Annotated in this window: 19 protein-coding genes and 2 tRNA genes; 6 read left to right on the top strand and 15 right to left on the bottom strand. The window is 55.9% G+C overall.

Annotated elements, in window-relative coordinates; genetic code table 11:
• Positions 1-54 precede the first annotated feature (54 nt).
• The 9 genes from L0664_RS16815 to tgt form a co-directional block, all read right to left on the bottom strand.
• Positions 55-130 (bottom strand) — tRNA-Val (locus L0664_RS16815).
• 41 nt (positions 131-171) lie between these two features.
• Positions 172-729, bottom strand: a complete 558-nt coding sequence (locus L0664_RS16810) for a histidine phosphatase family protein (RefSeq protein ID WP_235227058.1) — start codon at positions 727-729, stop codon at positions 172-174.
• Between the two features lie 108 nt (positions 730-837).
• Positions 838-2,391: an alanine/glycine:cation symporter family protein gene (locus L0664_RS16805; RefSeq protein ID WP_235227057.1), complete on the bottom strand. Its 1,554-nt coding sequence runs from the start codon at positions 2,389-2,391 to the stop codon at positions 838-840.
• An 11-nt stretch (positions 2,392-2,402) separates the two neighbouring features.
• Positions 2,403-2,834, bottom strand: a complete 432-nt coding sequence (locus L0664_RS16800; protein ID WP_235227056.1) for a universal stress protein — start codon at positions 2,832-2,834, stop codon at positions 2,403-2,405.
• 386 nt (positions 2,835-3,220) lie between these two features.
• Positions 3,221-3,295: transfer RNA gene (locus tag L0664_RS16795), tRNA-Val, on the bottom strand.
• An 18-nt stretch (positions 3,296-3,313) separates the two neighbouring features.
• Positions 3,314-3,730: an HU family DNA-binding protein gene (locus tag L0664_RS16790; protein WP_235227055.1), complete on the bottom strand. Its 417-nt coding sequence runs from the start codon at positions 3,728-3,730 to the stop codon at positions 3,314-3,316.
• A gap of 204 nt (positions 3,731-3,934) precedes the next feature.
• Positions 3,935-6,346, bottom strand: coding sequence for an endopeptidase La (gene lon, locus L0664_RS16785; RefSeq protein WP_235227210.1), 2,412 nt, complete (start codon positions 6,344-6,346; stop codon positions 3,935-3,937).
• 250 nt (positions 6,347-6,596) lie between these two features.
• A complete protein-coding gene (locus tag L0664_RS16780) occupies positions 6,597-7,160 on the bottom strand; it encodes a hypothetical protein (RefSeq protein WP_235227054.1) in 564 nt (187 codons plus the stop codon).
• Positions 7,157-8,287 (bottom strand): tRNA guanosine(34) transglycosylase Tgt, encoded by a 1,131-nt coding sequence (gene tgt, locus L0664_RS16775; protein ID WP_235227053.1) that lies wholly within the window; start codon positions 8,285-8,287, stop codon positions 7,157-7,159. The genes L0664_RS16780 and tgt overlap by 4 nt, the downstream gene beginning before the upstream one ends.
• 63 nt (positions 8,288-8,350) lie before the next feature.
• On the opposite strand from tgt, the gene rimK reads away from it, so the two are divergent.
• The 4 genes from rimK (at position 8,351) to L0664_RS16755 (ending at position 10,974) form a co-directional block, all read left to right on the top strand.
• Positions 8,351-9,754, top strand: coding sequence for a 30S ribosomal protein S6--L-glutamate ligase (gene rimK, locus L0664_RS16770; protein WP_235227052.1), 1,404 nt, complete (start codon positions 8,351-8,353; stop codon positions 9,752-9,754).
• Between the two features lie 128 nt (positions 9,755-9,882).
• Positions 9,883-10,245, top strand: a complete 363-nt coding sequence (locus L0664_RS16765) for an SUF system Fe-S cluster assembly protein (RefSeq protein WP_235227051.1) — start codon at positions 9,883-9,885, stop codon at positions 10,243-10,245.
• Between the two features lie 27 nt (positions 10,246-10,272).
• A complete protein-coding gene (locus L0664_RS16760; protein WP_235227050.1) occupies positions 10,273-10,638 on the top strand; it encodes a HesB/IscA family protein in 366 nt (121 codons plus the stop codon).
• A 9-nt stretch (positions 10,639-10,647) separates the two neighbouring features.
• Positions 10,648-10,974 carry a TfoX/Sxy family protein gene (locus L0664_RS16755; protein WP_235227049.1) on the top strand — a complete coding sequence of 109 codons (327 nt, stop codon included), beginning with the start codon at positions 10,648-10,650 and terminating at the stop codon, positions 10,972-10,974.
• A 3-nt stretch (positions 10,975-10,977) separates the two neighbouring features.
• Here the strand turns inward: L0664_RS16755 and L0664_RS16750 are convergent, their stop codons facing one another.
• On the bottom strand, positions 10,978-11,874 hold the full coding sequence (locus L0664_RS16750) for an isopenicillin N synthase family dioxygenase (protein WP_235227048.1): 897 nt from the start codon (positions 11,872-11,874) through the stop codon (positions 10,978-10,980).
• A 64-nt stretch (positions 11,875-11,938) separates the two neighbouring features.
• Here L0664_RS16750 and tpiA point away from each other — a divergent pair, with 64 nt between their 5' ends.
• Positions 11,939-12,670, top strand: a complete 732-nt coding sequence (gene tpiA, locus L0664_RS16745) for a triose-phosphate isomerase (protein ID WP_235227209.1) — start codon at positions 11,939-11,941, stop codon at positions 12,668-12,670.
• A 95-nt stretch (positions 12,671-12,765) separates the two neighbouring features.
• Here the strand turns inward: tpiA and L0664_RS16740 are convergent, their stop codons facing one another.
• The 5 genes from L0664_RS16740 to L0664_RS16720 form a co-directional block, all read right to left on the bottom strand.
• Positions 12,766-14,577, bottom strand: a complete 1,812-nt coding sequence (locus L0664_RS16740; protein WP_235227047.1) for a TRAP transporter large permease — start codon at positions 14,575-14,577, stop codon at positions 12,766-12,768.
• A gap of 3 nt (positions 14,578-14,580) precedes the next feature.
• Entirely contained in the window at positions 14,581-15,264 is a 684-nt protein-coding gene (locus L0664_RS16735) for a TRAP transporter small permease (RefSeq protein ID WP_235227046.1), read from the bottom strand.
• Positions 15,265-15,339: 75 nt separating this feature from the next.
• Positions 15,340-16,353 carry a DctP family TRAP transporter solute-binding subunit gene (locus L0664_RS16730; protein ID WP_235227045.1) on the bottom strand — a complete coding sequence of 338 codons (1,014 nt, stop codon included), beginning with the start codon at positions 16,351-16,353 and terminating at the stop codon, positions 15,340-15,342.
• Between the two features lie 218 nt (positions 16,354-16,571).
• Positions 16,572-17,810: a sigma-54-dependent transcriptional regulator gene (locus L0664_RS16725; RefSeq protein WP_235227044.1), complete on the bottom strand. Its 1,239-nt coding sequence runs from the start codon at positions 17,808-17,810 to the stop codon at positions 16,572-16,574.
• On the bottom strand, positions 17,807-19,534 hold the full coding sequence (locus tag L0664_RS16720; RefSeq protein ID WP_235227043.1) for a sensor histidine kinase: 1,728 nt from the start codon (positions 19,532-19,534) through the stop codon (positions 17,807-17,809). The genes L0664_RS16725 and L0664_RS16720 overlap by 4 nt, the downstream gene beginning before the upstream one ends.
• Before the next feature lie 59 nt (positions 19,535-19,593).
• Between L0664_RS16720 and L0664_RS16715 the strand changes: the two genes are divergently transcribed.
• Positions 19,594-20,757 carry a cytochrome P450 gene (locus L0664_RS16715; protein ID WP_235227042.1) on the top strand — a complete coding sequence of 388 codons (1,164 nt, stop codon included), beginning with the start codon at positions 19,594-19,596 and terminating at the stop codon, positions 20,755-20,757.
• Positions 20,758-20,827: the final 70 nt, after the last annotated feature.

Raw genomic sequence — 20,827 nt, 5'->3', positions numbered from 1 at the left:
ATGCACGAGCGTAAGCACCATAAATGCTGGGGTTAGTTCATCTCATAAGGGGAATGGTGGGTTGTGAGAGGCTCGAACTCCCGACATCTTCGGTGTAAACGAAGCGCTCTACCAACTGAGCTAACAACCCGTTGCCAGCGATTTAGGACAACCGCAGCGGCGTTGCAACCCTCATGTGAGCAATTCTTGCACACCATCCTTCAAATGATAAACGCAGCCCTGTCCGCCGTGGACTGACGGGTTGGCCAGCGCGTCAGGCCCGATCACAGCGTTGCGAATGACGCGGCTGGTAATTCCATGCGTTATCAACACTGTAGGGCCATTTATGCTGGCCAGAAAGTCGCGCACGCGCACATCAACCGCCGCCAAACCTTCGCCGTTCGGGGCCATTTCATATTGCGACATATAAGGGTCGTCACTGGTTGGCATCGGCAATTCTGCACGATACCGCCCTGCCCAATCGCCAACGCCAATCTCGCGCAGGCGAATATCTGTGTGGATCGCTTCTGCCATCGGGCATGCGATGCCAGCCGTTTGAACAGCGCGCCCAGACGGGCTGCACCAAAACGCAAATCCCGCCAGATCAAGCCCGCGCAGAATTTCGCCTTGCCGCGCGGCATCCATTTCGCCCTTCGCCGTAAGCGGTGAATTCAGCCACCCTTGCATGCGGTCCGTCGCGTTCCATTCGGTTTGGCCATGGCGCAGGATGTACAGTTCGGGATGGGTCATAACGGGCGCTCGCATTCATAAGGGTCGGTGGGCGTGTTCCATACGTCCATACAAAAAGGCCGCCCCGGAAGGAACGGCCTTTTCGTTTCTATTGAAGAACCAGAGGTATCAGTGCTGATACTTCTTGATCTCGCCCGACTTCAGGCGGCTTGCATAAGAATGCAGTTCTTTCTTCACGACCTTCATCAGGAAATAGAGGGCGGTGATATTCACCACAGCCATCGCAAAGATTGCCGCATCCGAGAAGTCGATCACAGGGCCAAGGCTGGCCGCCGCACCGATTACGATGAAGATACAGAAGATGATCTTGAAGACCAGTTCTGTCGTCTTGCCTTCGCCGAACAGATACGTCCACGCTTTCAGGCCGTAGTAGGACCATGAAATCATCGTCGAGAACGCGAACAGGACGACCGCAATCGCGAGGACAAACGGGAACCAGCTGATTGCAGATCCGAACGCGGCGGATGTCAAAGCAACACCACCGTTGTCATTCACAGTTGCGATGGCAGTACCTGCTTCGTTCAGCACGTAGTTGCCTGTGTCCGCATCAATGATCAGCTGCTGAGAGATGATGATGACAAGCGCTGTCATCGTACAAATCACCACAGTATCGATCAGCGGTTCAAGCAGCGACACGAACCCTTCGGTGATCGGTTCTTTGGTTTTCACCGCAGAGTGTGCAATCGCCGCAGAACCAACGCCAGCCTCGTTCGAAAACGCCGCCCGCTTGAAACCTTGGATCAACGCACCGACGAAACCACCAGCAACACCAAGACCTGTAAAGGCACCGGCCCAGATTTGGCCAAACGCCCAACCGATCATGTTGTAGTTTACGATCAACACAACGATCGCTGCGCCCACATAAAGAATGCCCATGAACGGCACTACTTTTTCGGTCACTTTAGCGATGGATTTGATACCGCCAACGATAACCGCGAACACCACAGCCGCAAAGATAACGCCCGTGATCCAGCCGGGGAAGTCGCCGGTGATCTGCGTAATCTGTGCGTGCGCCTGATTGGCCTGGAACATGTTTCCGCCGCCCAAAGCACCCAGAATACAAAAGATCGAGAACAACACCGCGAGGATTTTACCACCTGGCAAGCCAAGTTCGTCAAACCCCTTGGAGATGTAATACATCGGACCACCAGACACCGTTCCGTCCGGATATTCGTTGCGGTATTTCACACCCAACGTACATTCGGTGAACTTGGACGCCATCCCAAGAAGACCCGCAAGGATCATCCAGAACGTCGCACCAGGACCACCGATACCAACGGCAACAGCAACACCCGCGATGTTACCAAGACCAACAGTGCCCGAAAGCGCCGTTGCGAGGGCCTGAAAGTGGCTGACCTCACCCGCATCGTTGGGGTCGGAATAATCGCCCTTCACAAGGCCGATCGCGTGACCAAAAAAGCGGAACTGCACGAAGGCAAAATAGATGGTGAATACGGATGCACCGATCACCAACCACATGACGATCCATGGGAACGCAGTACCGGGGATAGGCGCAAAGATCGCATTCACGAACCAACCGGTTGAGCTGGCAAAGATTTCATTAACACGCGCATCGAGGCTTGCGGCCTCTTGCGCGGCGGCCTGCCCTGTCATGGCGACAAGCGCGCCGAGGGCCAGAAGACATCGTTGAATAGTCTGCATTTTCAAAATCCTTATGCGACGACTGTGACAGGAACGCGGGCGTTCATCACAAGGTTTGCAGTTGAGCTGCCGAACAGGCGCGATGTGATCCCGCCCGCGCTGGTCCGCGCAACGACGATCTGGTCGGCACCTTCTTTGTGGGCAATATTATCGATTGTGTCTGCAACGTCGCCGTGGCGCACGATGGCACGAGCAGACAACCCTGCGTCGGTCAAGGATTTGACCGCTGGGTTAACGACACGTTCCATCGCGATGGCGATTTCTTCTTCACGTCGCTTATGGCGCTCTGCGTTTTCTTCCGCTGTCTGGAATGAAAACGGCGACCATTCGATCACGTAGACCACGATCAATTCGCAACTGTCGGTTTTTGATGCCAGATTTTTGGCAAAGTCCAACGCTTTGCCTCCCGTACTCGCCCCATCAAGGCCGATGACTAATTTCATGGAAGTGTTCCTTCTCTGTTGAAATGTGATGCCCTTGTCCCAAAGAGCATAACAGCTAGAGGGCGACACTTTGCCACGCATTGCAACGTTAACGGTCCCCCACGCTGGTAATATCACAGATTTTCAAGAGGACGTTCGACTGAGTCTGACTGAAATGGCAGACGATAAAACTAAAGAAGTATAAATTTGCGGTGAATTTAGTCGCCCAAGCACATTTCTTAAGGAACTTTACAAAACCGATATTGACGGCATTGATCTGCCTAAAACGCGGCGCCTCGCGGCGTTCGCCTGATAATTCAGCGCAAAAAAATTAAACAATCATTGATCGCAGGCCACATGCAGGCCCGACAATACTGGCCTGATGTTCACCCCAACAGGATGCAAGGTGGTGGGTGATAAGAGATTTGAACTCCTGACATCTTCGATGTGAACGAAGCGCTCTACCACTGAGCTAATCACCCGCTGGCGGTGTCTTAGATTTACTCGGCCGCCTGTGCAAGCGGGTCAGGCTTCGGGCCTTTTTCACCCGTCGGGATGCGCATTTTCAGCGTTAGAACTTTGGCGTTTGGCAGATCTTTGACGCGTTTGATCATCAGCTTACCCATGGGAGGGGCAGTAATTTCTTCGCCCTCCGACAGCGTCCGCGCAAGAACAGACAACATCGCCTCAACCACTGGTTTGACGTCTTTTTTCTTCATGCCGGTCTCTGTCACAACGCGGTCGATCAGCTCTGGCTTTTTGATCGGCAAACCGGACACAATCGGCGTCACAGTTTCAACAATCGTGGCTTTTGGTGCCGAGGTTGCAACGGCCTTGGCCGCGGCTGTCTTTGTCGTCGTTTTCGCCTTGGCAGGCTTGGCTTTGGTCGTCGCGGTCGTTGTGCTGCGGGTGGCCATTGTGATCTCCGGTCTGGGCACTTGATTGTGCTTGTTTGGGAAACAATACAGCGTTCAGCCCGTCATTCCCATGGGAAAAGGGAAGAAAATCAAACCCTGTGTCCCACCTCTGGCCGTCAGGTGTAAACAGAGCGTAAAAGACGACGCACAAAAAAGGCGCCGCAGGTTTCCCCGCAGCGCCCAATTTCAACGTTGCCAGCCACCTTAGTGTGCTGTGGCACCTGCCCCACTGTCGCGGGCGCGCAACGCGGCCTCGGCTGCGGCGGCATCTTCTGCCTCTTGGTCCCATTCAACCGCTTCGGGTGCGGATGTTAGGGCATGCGCCAACACTTCGGACACGTGCGTCACAGGGATAATCTCAAGCCCCTGCTTCACGTTGTCAGGAATATCGGCCAGGTCTTTTACGTTCTCTTCGGGGATCAGCACGGTCTTGATGCCTCCTCGCAGTGCGGCCAGCAGTTTTTCCTTCAAACCGCCAATCGGCATTGCATTCCCGCGCAGGGACACTTCGCCTGTCATCGCAATGTCTTTGCGAACAGGGATTTTTGTCAAAACAGACACGATCGACGTCACCATCGCCAGACCCGCGCTTGGCCCATCTTTCGGCGTTGCGCCATCGGGCACGTGCACGTGGATGTCCAGCTTGTCGAATTCCGGCGGTTTCACCCCGATCTTTGGTGAAATGGACCGCACGTACGACGACGCCGCATCAATGCTTTCCTTCATCACATCACCCAGCTTACCGGTTGTCTTCATACGGCCTTTGCCGGGAAGACGCAGTGCTTCGATGTTAAGAAGTTCACCACCAACTGACGTATAGGCCAATCCGGTGACAACGCCGATCTGATCCTTCTCTTCTGCCAGACCAAAGCGATGCTTTTTTACGCCAAGGTAGTCATCGATGTTGTCTTCATTCACGACAACGCTTTCGACTTCCTTTTTCACCAGCTTGGTCACGGCTTTGCGCGCCACCTTAGCGATCTCACGCTCAAGGTTCCGCACGCCGGCCTCACGGGTGTAATAGCGGATCATCGACGTCAGCGCGGAATCCTCAAGTGTGAATTCCTTGGCTTTAAGGCCATGGTTTTTCATCACTTTTTCAAGCAGGTGCTGCTTTGCGATCTCGCGCTTTTCATCCTCGGTGTAGCCAGACAGCGGGATAATCTCCATCCGGTCCAGCAATGGGCCCGGCATATTGTAGGAGTTTGACGTTGTCAGGAACATCACATTGGACAAGTCATATTCGACCTCAAGGTAGTGATCCACGAATGTGCTGTTCTGCTCGGGGTCCAAGACCTCAAGCATCGCGGACGCGGGATCTCCGCGGAAATCCTGCCCCATCTTGTCGATTTCATCGAGCAAAATCAGCGGGTTCGTGGTTTTCGCCTTCTTCAACGCCTGAATGATCTTACCGGGCATGGACCCGATATAGGTACGGCGGTGACCGCGAATTTCGCTCTCGTCACGCACGCCGCCCAGCGAAATGCGGATAAATTCGCGCCCCGTGGCCTTCGCCACAGATTTACCAAGTGACGTTTTACCCACACCGGGAGGGCCGACAAGGCACATGATTGGCCCCTTCAGCTTCTGGCTGCGCTGCTGCACGGCCAGATATTCAACGATGCGTTCCTTAACCTTATCAAGACCATAGTGGTCATTGTCCAAAATCGCCTCGGCCTTGCCGAGGTCCTTTTTCACACGGGATTTCTTGCCCCATGGAATGGACAAAATCCAATCCAGATAGTTGCGCACAACGGTGGCTTCCGCAGACATGGGCGACATGTTCTTGAGCTTCTTGAGCTCGCCGTCGACCTTTTCCTGCGCTTCCTTAGACAGCTTGGTGTTGGCGATCTTGCCCTCAAGCTCAGCCACTTCGCCTTCGCCCTCTTCGCCGTCGCCGAGTTCCTTCTGAATGGCCTTCATCTGCTCATTCAAATAGTACTCGCGCTGGGTGCGCTCCATCTGGGTCTTCACGCGGGTTTTGATCTTCTTTTCGACCTGAAGCACGGACATTTCGCCCTGCATCAGACCGTAAACCTTTTCAAGGCGTTCAGATACGGACAGCGTTTCCAACAGATCCTGACGCTGGTTCACCTCAATCCCGAGGTGCCCTGCAACAAGGTCAGCCAGCTTTGCAGGCTCGCTTGCCTCGCCCACGGCAGACAGCGCTTCTTCGGGGATATTCTTTTTCACCTTTGCATAACGCGCAAATTCTTTGGCGACAGAGCGCGTCAGCGCCTCAATCGTGGTCATATCGCCGGGCATTTCCGTCAGATATTCTGCGGAGGCTTCAAAGAAATTTTCGTTCTCGTGAAATCCGGTGATGCGCACACGTGCGATGCCTTCGACCAGCACCTTTACGGTGCCATCAGGCAGTTTCAGCAACTGTAACACATTGGCCAAAACGCCCGCTTTGTAGATGCCGCTTTCGTCGGGGTCATCGACGCCGGGGTCAATCTGGCTGGACAGCAAAATCTGTTTGTCATCGGCCATCACTTCTTCCAGCGCGGACACGGATTTTTCGCGGCCCACAAACAGCGGCACAATCATATGGGGGAACACCACAATATCACGCAACGGCAATACGGGGTAGCTCGCGCTCAACGGCTCTCGGATCGAATCTGACATGCTCTTTTTCCTTTATTGGCAAAAATGCCGGTCCCTCTTTGAGGCAACCAAACATTTTCCGGTCATGGCTTAGTAATGTGGGGGTCTTTCGCCCCGTTTCAACCAATAACCACCTCAGTTGTTGGCATGGTGCCTGTCACACGCAGCACCCGCAAGGCAGCAATCTGTCAAATTTGGGGATAAAACGAAAAATCGTGTCAATTCGGCGTTTTTAGACGCCAAATCATGCGATTTCGCCTCACTGCGGTGTTAACAGCGCGACCTCGGTGACAAAGGCAATGCCCCAATCGCCCACAATCTCAACTTCTGAGATCATAACAATTTGATCATCAAAATAAGGAATGAACGTCACAGCGCCCCCTCCCTGCTCGCCCATATCCACGGTCGCGGTGAGTTGCAGCAGATCGCGTGGCCCGCACGGCGTGCCAGAAACCGCATCCGCGATCCAGTCTGCTTCAACAGTGTCGAGGATATCATCAACACCGTCCACATCGTAAACGGGGCAGATATCAAACATAAAGGCACTATCGGACTCCAACGTCACATCCGGGATCGCAGCCCCCTCAACCACGGACGCGGACGCAAACTGCCCCGCGGAGGAGATAACGACCTGGCCAACCGTGTTTTCTGTTGTCGAAAAAATGACCGATTCAATGGACGTCGCACCACGTGTTGACCACTGCCCTGCAATAGCATTCTGAACTACATCAACATTCCAGACCTGACACAGACTATCCGCCTGCGCGCCCGTGGCTGTGAACAAAGGGGCGGTGAACAATACAGTCGCGACAACGTATTTCATAACGGATCAATATCCCCCTGTGCGCGGCCCTCGTGGAAATCGGCCTCCCACGCGGCAAATGTACCGGCACTGATCGCATCGCGCATCCCCTGCATGATGTCCTGAAAATACGTTAAGTTGTGCCATGTCAGCAGCATCCCCGAAATCATTTCCTGGCTGCGGAACACATGATGCAGATACGCACGCGAATAGTTTGAACAGGCCGGACAGGCACAGTTTTCATCGAGAGGGCGCGGATCATCCGCATGGCGTGCGTTCTTGATGTTCACGACGCCGTTGCGCGTAAACACCTGCCCCGTGCGGCCAGACCGCGACGGCAGCACGCAGTCCATCATATCAATGCCGCGTTTGACAGCACCGACAATATCATCTGGCTTGCCCACACCCATCAAATAGCGCGGTTTATCTACGGGCAGCTGATCGGGCGCAAAATCAAGACAGTCAAACATCGCCTCCTGCCCTTCGCCCACGGCGAGGCCGCCGACTGCGTAGCCATCAAAACCGATATCCTGCAACGCATCCGCAGACCGCTTGCGCAAATCTTCCTCAAGCCCGCCCTGTTGAATGCCAAACAGCGCATGACCGGGGCGATCCCCGAATGCGTCGCGCGACCGCTTGGCCCACCGCATCGACATATCCATGCTGTCCTCAAGCCGCTTGCGATCCGCAGGCAGTGCAGGGCATTCATCAAAACACATTACAATGTCCGACCCGAGGAGTTTTTGAATCTCCATAGACCGTTCCGGCGTCAGGTTACGCTTGGACCCGTCATAATGGGACTGAAACACAACGCCCTCTTCGGTCAGCTTGCGCATGCCAGACAGGCTCATCACTTGAAACCCGCCACTATCCGTCAAAATCGGGCGTTCCCAATTCATGAATTTGTGCAGCCCTCCAAGGGCCGCAATCCGCTCAGCCGTGGGGCGCAGCATCAAATGATAGGTGTTGCCCAACAAGATATCCGCACCCGTCGCGCGCACGCTTTCGGGCATCATCGCCTTAACGGTCGCAGCCGTTCCGACAGGCATAAACGCAGGCGTGCGAATGTCGCCGCGCGGGGTCTTCATCACGCCGGTCCGCGCCGCGCCGTCAGTTTTGTTCAACACAAATGAAAACGTCTTTGTCATGTTCGTCCCTTACGTTTCCACGCTTCTAAGCCCATGATGGGTGAAATGAAAAGGGGCGGCTGAATGACCAACGACACCAATATCGCAATGGGCTGGGAAGAATGGCTCGGCTTGCCCGACCTTGGCCTGCCCACGATCCGTGCCAAAGTTGACACAGGCGCACGCACGTCTGCGCTGCATGCGTTTGATATCGAAACCTTCGGGCCAGCGACAAAACCCAAAGTGCGCTTTGCGATCCATCCGATCCCAGGCCGCGATGATCTGGTGATTCCGTGTTCTGCAACTGTGGTTGATCGCCGTGAGGTCACGTCTTCAAACGGCGAAACTGAAATGCGCTATGTCATCGAAACCATGCTGGATGCAGGTGACGGGCACCAGTGGCCGATCGAAGTCACCCTGACGGACCGTGGCGGCATGGCATCGCGCATGCTATTGGGCCGCCAAGGCCTGCGCGAAGACGTGATTGTGCAGCCGACAGACAAATTCCTGCGCCCCGTGCGAAGCTATGATGTGTATTCGGCCAAGCGCATTAAATCCGTCACCCCAAACCGCGCCCTGCGTGTCGCCGTGCTGTCGCGCGAACCCAACAGCTATTCCACCAAACGCCTTGTGCTTGAAGGCGAAGAACGCGGCCACACTGTTGAGGTCATCGACACCACCCGCTGCTACATGGCCATCAACGCGCTGGCCCCCGAGATCCATTATGATGGCAAACGCCTGCCCCGCTACGATGTGGTGATTCCTCGCATCGGCGCCTCCATTACGTCTTACGGCACAGCGGTGTTGCGCCAATTTGAAACACTGGGCACCTACTGCGTGAACGGCAGCGATGGCATCACAGCCAGCCGTGACAAGTTGCACGCACACCAAGTGCTGGCAGGTCACAAAATTGGTATGCCGACCACCGCGTTTGCCGCGTCACCAAAAGACACAGGAAACCTGATCGGCCTTGTCGGCACCGCGCCATTGATCGTCAAGCTGTTGGAATCCACACAAGGCAAAGGCGTCGTGTTGGCCGAAACCAAAAAGGCCGCTGAATCCGTGATTGACGCGTTTCGCGGGCTCAAAGCGAACTTTCTGGTGCAGGATTTCGTCAAAGAAGCCAGCGGCGTGGACATCCGCTGTTTCGTGGTCGCTGGCAAAGTGGTCGCCTCAATGAAACGCACATCGGCGGGCGATGATTTCAGATCGAACCTTCACCGTGGCGGCACGGCCGAGGCCGTCAAACTGACCGCGGAAGAACGCCGCACAGCCGTGAAATCCGCCAAAGCGTTTAACCTCGCGCTTGCGGGCGTGGATCTATTGCGCTCAAACGACGGGCCAAAAATCCTCGAAGTGAACTCCTCGCCCGGGTTTGAAGGCATTGAAAACGCGAGCAAAAAGAACCTCGCGGGGCAGCTCTATGATCATATCGAACAACAGGTTCGCCCCGCACCCCTCAAGTCGAAGCGCAAAAAAGCCACCTGACTTTTGCGCTAATTCTGACGGGTCGTTGGAAATTTTATGGGGGACCGACTGCTTTGCCGCAGGTCGATCCCTTTACGCGCACGGACCTAATCCCTATATGTTTGGTCAGGAATTACAGGACAAGAACAATGACCGACACCGCGACCCCGATGGAAGGCACACCGCTGATCCAGCCGTCCACAACGGATCACCCCCTTTATGACAACGTCATTGAGGCCTGCCGCACTGTCTATGATCCCGAAATTCCCGTTAACATTCAGGATCTTGGGCTGATCTACACCGTAGACATCAATGACGAAAACGAAGTGAAGGTTCTGATGTCCCTCACCGCGCCGGGTTGTCCTGTTGCGGGTGAAATGCCGGGTTGGGTTGCAGAAGCCATTGAACCCCTCGCCGGGATCAAATCCGTCGATGTCGAACTCGTCTGGGAACCCCAATGGGGCATGGACATGATGTCTGACGAAGCCCGCCTCGAACTCGGGTTCATGTAATCTTAATCCATTGAGGAGGTCCGCTAAATGTTTGGAATTCCAGGAAAACAAGCCGTTTCAATTACGGACAAGGCCGCCACACAGATCGCCAAGTTGATGGCCAAGGACGACACACAAGGCCTGCGCATTGGCGTGAAAAAAGGTGGCTGTGCGGGCATGGAATACACCATGGAATACGTGGCCGACGTCGATCCGATGGATGAAGTTGTCGAACAGGACGGCGCGCGGGTGATGATCGCCCCGATGGCGCAAATGTTCCTGTTCGGAACTGAAATTGACTATGAAACCAGCCTGTTAGAATCCGGCTTCAAGTTTCGGAACCCGAACGTTACCGACGCTTGCGGTTGCGGCGAGTCAATTAAATTCGACGAAAGCCTCGTCCCCAACGCCTAAGGCATTCACATGAGCATCACCGCAGAAGAGATTGAATTCGCTAAAGAACTCTTCTCGGGTGTGGGTCCGCTGACAACCCGCAAGATGATGGGCGGTCTATGCCTGTATTCTGAAGGCACTATTTTTGCGATTGTACACTCCGACTTCGGTGTGATGATCAAGGGTGCTGGTGACTTTCAAAACGAACTCAATGACTTAGGCCTGACGCGCTGGACGTACCAGCGCGACGGCAAAGACAAACCAACCTCCATGCCCTACTGGAAACTGCCCGACAGCGCGCTTGATGACCCCGATGAGGCCTGCGCCCTCGCGCGTCGTGCCCTCGCCCATCTTTAGGTGTCAGGATTTGGCCTTAAGGTGCACATAGGTTTCATCAAAACGTTTTTGCAAATGATCCGCCGCGCGGATCACCTCATCTGACCCGACAGGCGCAACGTTGGTGTCAGCATTTGGATTGTAGAACAACGGGATAGACATTCTTTCGGCGTCGCCACCAACAACACGGTGCGGCGTGGCAACGACGCGGCCTTGCGTCCACATCTCAAGCATCTCACCGAAGTTAATTACAAATTCGCCAACCGGTGCGGACACGGGAATCCACCCACCGCCCCTTTTGCGCACTTCTAGGCCTGGCGTTCCATCCATCGCCAGTAACGTCAGGCAGCCGTAATCCGTATGGGTCGCAATCCCGAAATCATTCGGGCCAGCCCAAGCCGGGCGTTCGGGATAATAATTCCCGCGCAACAACGCCATAGGTTCATCAAAATGCGCGCGGAAATATTCTCGGTCTTCGCCGATTGCGCCTGCAATTGCGGCCAACAGATCAGATGAAAACGCCAACGCGCGCGCATAGTAATTTTCAATCACAACCCGAAAATTTGGCGGAACATCAGGCCATTGGTTGGGGGCATAGGCGGGCAAATCTGATCCCGGCACCTCAAACCCGCAATCAAACACTTGTTTATAATCGGGGTTGGCATCCGGATCGACCTGCTCGGCTCCTGCAGCGCCCCAGCCCCGGTTCGATCCCGTGCGCGCCATGTTTACGCTGTCCTTTTCAGACACAGGACGGGCAAAGAACGCACCATAGGTCGCAAAGACCTCGGCAATATCGGCTTTTGGAATGGGCGTGTTGTGAAGGGTCAGGAACCCGACATCACGCGCAGCATCACGCACCTGTTGGAGGACGTCCGCGTCACCTGCCAACAAAACCTCTGCATCAATTCTTGGGATCATCCGCCGCCCTTTCCCTTCATTCGCCCACTTGCTACATCACATGAAACATAATGGGGAGATCGAGATGTACAAAATGATCGTCGGCAATTGGAAAATGAACGGCACCAGCGCCGATCTTGAAGAGTTTTTCGACTTCGCGAATGACTGGCTGAACCCGATGTTTGATCTGATGATCTGTCCGCCTGCCACGCTCATTGGTCGTATGACCGGCACAAGCGTCATGATTGGCGCGCAGGATTGCCATGCCGACGTAAAGGGTGCGCACACAGGCGATATTTCCGCCGAAATGCTGGCGGATGCGGGCGCAACCCATGTGATCGTCGGCCATTCTGAACGCCGCACGGATCACGCTGAAACCAACGCCATGGTTGCAGCCAAAACCAACGCCGCTTGGAACGCCGAAATGAAGGTGATCCTATGTATCGGCGAAACCGAGGCCCAGTACCGCGCAGGGGAAACTTTGGATGTCTTGCGCACGCAAATGGCAGAATCCATTCCTGACGGCGCGATGAAAACCAACATTACAATCGCATACGAACCGGTCTGGGCCATTGGAACGGGGCTGACCCCGACGCTTCAGGAAATCGCAGATGTGCATGCGTTCATTCGCGAAACCCTTGTGGCCCGCTTTGGGGATGCGGGCGCTGCGATGCCTTTGCTATATGGAGGGTCTGTTAAAGCCAGCAACGCACGCGATATCTTCGTTTTGCCGAACGTGAACGGCGGGCTTGTGGGTGGCGCGTCTCTCAGAAAGGCTGATTTCACGCCCATCTGCTCAGCGCTTGAGCAGGCCTAAACGCCGCTTCTTTGGTTCTTAAATATCCAATCCACCTGCGAAAAAGGCGGCCACCGTGACAGGGGCCGCCTTTTTCATTTCAGCCTTGATCACCTTTAATTCGTTATGATCTCAGGCCCCATGTAGGCCGTTGGCAACGCTGTGGACAGCCATGGGATATAGGTCACCATGATCAAGAATACGAACAACACCGCAAGGAATGGCAGCGCCGCCTTAACGACCCGCATCATCGACATGTTCGCCACGCCCGATGTCACAAACAGGTTGAGCCCGACAGGCGGCGTGATCATCCCGATTTCCATGTTCACCACCATGATGATGCCAAGGTGAATCGGATCAATGCCCAGCTGAATTGCGATCGGGAACACCAAGGGCGCGACGATGACGATCAGGCCGGACGGTTCCATAAACTGACCACCAATTAACAAGATGATGTTGACGATAATCAGGAATGTGATTGGCCCCAGACCAGCAGCAAGCATCACTTCGGTGATATGCTGCGGGATTTGCTCGTCTGTCAGGACATGCTTCAGGATTAAGGCATTGGCGATGATGAACATCAACATGATCGTCAGCTTGCCCGCCTCTAGCAGGGTGGCCTTTGTGTCGCGGTGAAAGAACGCCGGGATCGCAAAGATCACGTTTTCCACGTTGGCGCGGATCAGGTTTTTGCCCCCCACCATCAGGGATTCGCCGAAACCACCGCCCGACAGGGCAAGGCGTTGCGCCCCGCGCACTAGCGAAAAGGTAAACACCGCAGGCGGCAGCAACAGGATAAACACAGCGCCGATCACCTGAATGATCGCAAACAGCGCCCCGACATCGGATGCGATGACCCCGCGGATCGCATAAGCCGCAGGCAAGACACCAAAGATCAGGACCGCCCCGGCAGCAAGTTTCATGCCCCATCCGTCCGGCACCGCCTTTGACATCATCAAGGCCAGCAAGAAGGCCACGACAAAGAAAACTCCGGCCGCCGCGAATGCGATCCACATAGGTTGCCCCAACATGAAACAGCCGATGGCGTACAAGATGAATGTGACCAGCGTAAACCCCCAGACGCGAAGTCCCAGCAGGCCCAGATCAGCCTCGGCCTCAGGCAGCCAGCTGCGCCCTTTCAGCGGTCCCATGTCGCGGTAAATAAAGATCGACACGATAAACGCATAGATTGATGCAATGGCTGCTGCTTCTGTGGGGGTGAACACACCGCCGTAGATGCCACCAAGGATCACGACCATCAGGAACAAACCCCATGATGCATCGAGGATGGAAGAGAAAATCTGCTCCCAGCCCAGCCATTCGCCCTTTGGCAGGTTCTTGATGCGCGCGATCACGTAGATCGTAATCATCAACATCACACCCGCCAGAAGGCCCGGAATAACACCCGCAAGGAACATCCGCCCCACGGACACGTCAGTGGCTGACGCATAAACAACCATCACGATAGATGGCGGGATCAGGATGCCCAAGGTGCCCGCATTACAGATCACGCCGGCGGCGAAATCTTTGGTGTAGCCGGATTTCACCATGCCCGCGATCACGATAGATCCAACGGCCACAACCGTCGCGGGGGATGATCCCGAAAGGGCCGCAAATAACATACAGGCCAAAACACCCGCGATGGCCAGACCACCACGCACATGGCCGATCACTGCGATTGCGAAATCAATGATCCGGCGTGCAACGCCGCCCGTGGACATGAACGATGACGCCAGAATGAAGAACGGGATCGCCAGCAGCGTGTAGTGCCCATACATCGCCTGATAAAGAGACTGCGCAACACTCGCGAGAGAGCTGTCAGACAGCACCAACAAGAACAATGTAGACGACAAGCCAAGCGCGACCGCGATAGGCACACCGATGGCCAGCAAGGCGATAACCATGCCGAAAAGAATTGCAACATCCATGACTTAGGGCTCCTTGGACAGGGTTTCGCCTGCCTCTTTGACATCATCTTCGGCTTCGTGGCTGACGATAATCGTATCGATTTCTCCGCGCAGAATGCGCACCAGAACCTGCACCAGTCGATAGACCATCAAGGCCATCGCGAAGGGTAAGATTGCGTAAGGAACAACGCGCGGCATTTTCTCGTATTCTTCGCCCATGTTGAACGTATTCTCGAGGAAGGCCTGCCCGAACGGGATCGGCAGTTGTTCCATCTCGTACCAGCCCTGACCGCGGGTGTTTTCAAACCCTGTCGGGAACCAGCGCCCCGATGTGGTGTTCATTTCAGCAAATGGTGCCCAGTAATCCCACGCACCTTTCAGCAGCAGCAATGCATAAAAGATGCAGATCAGCGTGGCGAGGATGCCCATCCGCTTGCGCGCGGGTTTGCCCACGAAATTCAGCACTGCATCCACGCCAAGGTGGCTGACCACCTTGAACCCATACGAAATGCCAAACAAAACCAGCCATGCAAACAGGACGAGCGTCAGCTCAAGCCCCCAGATCAGCTGGCTGTTAAACCCATAGCGCATCACGACGTTAATGAACGTCACCAAGGTCATCATCCCCAGCAAAATCGCGATTACGCTTTCTTCGATGTTGTGAACGATCGCGCCAATGCGACCTTTTGGTGTGTACCCACCTGACATGGACCGTGCCCCCTATCCGCTGCGTAGGATCGGCCACATTGCGGTGGCCGATCCCAATGTTGAAAACCGAAACCCTTAAAGGGCGTCGTTGATCGCCTGTGCGGCGTCGATGTTTTCCTGGCCTACGTCTTCGACGAATTGGGCCCAGACCGGCATCATCGTTTCGACCCATGCTGTGCGTTGCTCATCTGTCAGCTCAAGGATAGTGCCACCCGCATCGATGATGGACTGCTTGGCAGCCTCGTTCACGGCGAACGCTTCTGCGTTACGTGTGTTGGTCACTTCATCAAGGATCGTTGTGAACTGGTCACGCACCTCAGGCTCAAGGCTGTCGAGGAAATCAACAGACGTCACGACAAGGTAGTCGATGATGCCGTGGTTGGTTTCTGTCACGCCGTCCTGAACTTCAAAGAACTTCTGGCCCCAGATGTTGGACCATGTGTTTTCCTGACCGTCGACAACGCCAGTTTGAAGCGCGCCGTAAACTTCGGAAAACGCCATTGGCTGCGGGGATGCGCCCATGGCTTCCATCTGTGCGACCAGAACGTCAGATGCCTGAACGCGGAACTTGAGGCCATCCGCATCGGTTGGCAGCGCGAGCGGCACGTTCGCCGACATCTGCTTCATACCGTTGTGCCAGTAGCCAAGGCCCTGAAGACCACGACGCTGCATGCTGTCCAGCATGGCCTGGCCTGTGTCGGACGCCTGAAACGCATCAACCGCTTCGATGTTTGTGAACATGAACGGCAGATCGAAAATCCGGAACTGGCGGGTGAAGGCCTCGAACTTGGACAGCGATGGCGCGGCCAGCTGAACGTCGCCCTGAAGCATCGCTTCGAGAACCTGGTCATCATTGTACAAAGATGACTGCGGGAACACTTCCATGCACATCACGCCGTTCATTTCAGCGTTTACACGTTCTTGCAGCAATGTCGCAGCGATGCCTTTTGGGTGGCGGTCTGTGTTGGTGACGTGGCTGAACTTCACGACGATCTCGCCGTCATCACAGCCCTCGTGGCCGTCGGCCATTGCAGCACCAGCAGACAGTGTCAGCGCAGCAATAGACGCCGCATTCATGAGAAATTTCATGGGTTTTCCTCCCTCGGAATTGGAATCGGCCCATCCCTCCCGGATGAACCACCCCCTTATCAAAGGCGAAAGTCCGCGCAGGTGAAAGCGTGGTTTAGCCGATACAATCAATGGTTTGTTTTCAATGGTTTTTTTGACGATCTGGGGTCAGCACGCCTGCGGATCGCGCGGAATATCACACGTCTGTTACCGCCAACTGTGCGGATTTCCACACAGTACTAACCACGATAGTCTTCTGGCCTGATCCCATGGCGGGCCAGTTTGTCATAGAATGTTTTGCGGGGCAGCTTGAGGGCTTCTGCCGCTTCGCCGGATCGTCCCTGCGTTCGTTGCAAGGCCCCGATCAGCAATGATCTTTCAACCTGCGCAAGCTGTTCGGTCAGGCCCAGCCCGACGTCCGGCGCGTTGGTCAGGGCGTCTTCGCCCATCCCCATGGCAAACCGCATCGCGGTGTTCATCAAGGCACGCGCATTGCCGGGCCAGTCTTGCGCCATGAGGCCCGCGATAACATCAGCTGTGACATCCGGTTCGGGCAAGTTCGCCTGTTCACAGGCCTGCGCGACGTAATGGGCAAACAATACGGGGATATCTTCGGGGCGTTCGCGCAAGGCGGGCACATGAACGCGCATCAAATCAAGGCGGTAAAACAGATCGGTGTTAAAGCGTCCTTGGGCGACCTCATCTTCAATGTCGCGCGACGTGCCGGACAAAACCCGCACCGTGCTGCCCGCCTCTAGCGTATCAAGAAGCGCGAACTGAACCGTCGGCGCAAGGGCTGTGACCTCATCCAGATACAATGTGCCCGATTTGGCATCCGACAGCGCCGCCGTTAGATCCTCAGCTGACAGTTGCACCGCGGGACGTTTGATGAACGGTCGGCTGGCCGCCCCTGACAACAAATGGATGACTTCCGCGATTTTAGGGGTTCCCGTCCCCGGTTCTCCGGTGATCAGGACTTCTGCGTTTGCCCGCGCAACCGCCCGCACCCGCGCGCGCAACGCATCCGATGCCGCCGACACCCCGCGCAACATGCGTGCCGCTGCATCCCCGCGATCCAGCTCTAACTTCAACCGGCGGTTTTCCATCACCAAAGATCGCGCCCGAAGCGCCTTTTCCACCACGGCCAGCAAATCCTTTGCGCCGCAAGGTTTTTCCAAGAACGCAAAGGCGCCTTCTGACATGGCTTTGACAGCCATAGGGATATCGCCTTCCCCGGTCAGCAAAATAACGGGTAGGTCAGGATCGATCTTGCGGACATGATCCAGCAGATAAAACCCGTCACGCCCCGGCATCCGCAGATCCGTGATGATGACGCCGTCAAAACCGGGATCGATATGATCCTTGGCTTCGATGAACGATCCTGCACGCACGGCCAGCAGATCGGCCAGCTCAATCGTTTGGCCCAAGGCCTCGCGCACGTCGCGTTCATCATCAACGATCAGGACAGATTTGGTCACGCGGCGGCCTCGCGCGCTGTGGCTGCATCCAGCGTCACCGTAAACACAGCACCCCCAAGCGGGTGATTGCGCCCACGGATCATCCCGCCAAAGCTTTGCACCAAACCGTATGAGATCGACAAACCCAGCCCCATCCCGTCCTGCCCTGTTCCGTCGGATGTGACTTGCTTGGTGGAATAGAACGGATCAAAAATGCGGTCCGGTTCATCCAAACCCGGGCCTGTGTCCCGCACCGAAAGCTCAACACGACCATCAACGCGCTTTGCGTCAATTTCGATCCGTTGGGCAAAATTCTGACCTTCCATAGCGTCCATCGCATTCGTCACAAGATTCAGCACGACCTGTTGAAGACGCACTTCCCCTCCGCGCACGGTTATGGCGCTGGCGGGTTCATCCCAGACAATTTCGACATCGCTGGCCTTGGCGCGTGCTTGCGTGATTTCCAAAACTGCATTGATCGCGCCGCCCAAATCCACGTCTGTCATGCCTTCGCTTTCCTGTTTGGCGAAGGCACGCAGGTTGCGAATGATGCGCCCCATGCGCCGCGCCAGTTCAGCAATGCGGCCTAGATTTTGCGCCGCGATGTCTGTCTTGCCTCTTTCAAGAAAGGCCTCGGCGTTTTCGGCGTAGCTGCGGATCGCCATCAGAGGCTGGTTCAATTCATGACTGATGCCCGCGGACATTTGCCCCAGCGCGGACAGCTTTCCTGCTTGGACAAGATCGCTTTGCGCTTTTGTCAGCTCTGCGGTTCGGGCCTCAACGGCGGCCTCAAGGCGGATATTGGCCTCAGCCAAGGTGCGGCGGCGCTCTGTGGCCAGAAACAGCATGGCACCAAAGGCAAGGCAGATCGCAGCGGCAGCACCGGCCTGAAGACGCGCCAAGGTTTGCGCAGGTGCGACGTCCAATAAGGCTTCTCCGGTCATCTGGATCACGGGCAGCGGCAAGGACAGATGCAACGCCTCGCGCGGGACATAACGCTGCCCTTCAATAGACCAAACAGACCGCCCGCGCCGATCGGTGATCGTGTGCGTCATGAACGGGCGCAGCACATCCGCGGCATAATCAACGGTGGCATTTCGCGGGGGTTGCGCCTGTTCGCGCGCCATAAACAACAGTTCAGATCGGTTCGAAATAAAGGCCACGCCCAATTCGTCCGTGAAGAAAACCGTTGGTCGCGCACCCCGCCAGACCGCTTCGACGGCGTCCACATTTACCACGACAATCACAGCGCCCATAACAGGGCCATCGTCGGAAAACACAGGGGCCGCGAACAGAAATGTACGTTGACCGTAGCGATCATGCACAAGGTGATAGAGTCCCATAGCACCGTCATTAGCGCGTTCAAAATAGGGTGCACCGGCGTGTGTCTCGGCGCCCTCACCGGACGCAGACGCCAGTTCGCGCCCCGCGGCCGACACCACCAAAATATCAAGGCTTCCGGTTTTATCTGCCGTTTCGCGCAAAAGGCCCGCAATGCCCGCATCGTTGCCGCCCAGTGTGTCCCCCACAACAGGATGATCCGCCAACAACACCGCCAATTCACGGTAGCGGCCCAATTCCCCCGTAAGGCGGTCAGAGGCCAGCGCCAGATCGGACCGGCCCCGTTGTTCCAGCTGATCAAGTGCCGACATATAGCCGACCCAGCCCACCCCCAAAGACAGCACAGCCACCGCGACCAAAAAGGCCGCAACCGCCAAGACCCGAAGTTTGAGCGCGTTCAACATGCAGGCAACTTACGAACCCGCCCTTGCAAAGACCAGACACCATTGCCATCACAGACCCTATGAAACACCTGTCCCAATCGCCTACCGATCCTGCATTCGTGCAAGACCCCTATCCATTTTATGACCGCGCCCGCGCCGTGGGTGATTTGTTTTATTGGGACGACTACGGGGCGGTTTGTTCCGTGTCCCACGCCGCCGTTGCAGCCTGTTTAAAAGACAAACGATTGGGCCGCGAGGTTCCGCCAGAATTTGCGCCCGCTATTCCCGACCACCTGAAACCGTTTTACGCGGTGGAGGCCCATTCCATGCTGGAACTGAACCCGCCACGCCACACGCGGCTGCGCGGTTTGGTTCTGCGCGCGTTCACATCGCGCCGCATTGCCGCCCTTGAACCGGAAATCGACACACTGTGCCACGGGCTGATCGATAGGTTTCCGCAGGGCGAATTTGATCTTCTCACGGCCTATGCCCGCATCGTGCCCGTTGTTATCATTGCGCGGCTTTTGGGTGTGCCGGAAGAGCGCTGTGATGATCTTTTGGCGTGGTCCAACGCGATGGTTGCGATGTATGTCACAGGCCGCAGCCGCGCCGTTGAGGATCGCGCGATTGCCGCGACACAGGCTTTCGTGACCTTCATGCGCGCCCACATTGAAACACGGCGCACAGCCCCCGCCGATGATCTGATCACCCAGTTGATTGCCGCAGAAGAAGACGGTGAAAGGCTAAGCACGGACGAAATGATCACAACCTGCATCCTTCTGTTGAATGCGGGCCATGAAGCCACGGTGCACACCCTTGGCAATACAGTCAAAACACTACTGGAACGCGACATCCGACACGCGGACGAAAAGATCGTAGAGGAGGCTCTTCGCTTTGATCCGCCGCTGCATATGTTTGATCGCCACGTGATCGAGGATTGCGAACTGTTCGGCCACCCCTTCAAGCGCGGTGACACAGTTAAATGCCTGCTCGGTGCGGCCAATCGCGACCCTGCGCCCTACCCTGATCCTCATACCTTTGACCCCGCCCGAAAAGGCCCGGTGAACGTGGCGTTCGGCGGTGGTATCCATTTCTGTGTCGGCGCACCGCTGGCGCGGCTTGAACTTCGCGTGGCGTTGCAGGTTCTGTTCACGCGTTGCCCGACCCTTAAAATGGCCCAAGCACCCACATATGGTGACACCTACCATTTTCACGGGCTGGAAACCCTGCGCGTCCACACTTGACGGCGCGCGCAAGGCCTTGCACAAATACGACATGGGGTTCACCGCGAACACCCCGTGAGGCTTCGGCCAG

The sequence above is a fragment of the Octadecabacter dasysiphoniae genome (assembly GCF_021532615.1).
Lineage (GTDB): Bacteria > Pseudomonadota > Alphaproteobacteria > Rhodobacterales > Rhodobacteraceae > Octadecabacter > Octadecabacter dasysiphoniae.
Note: the sequence above shows the minus strand (reverse complement) of the source record. Positions and strands in the feature narration are given on the sequence as shown.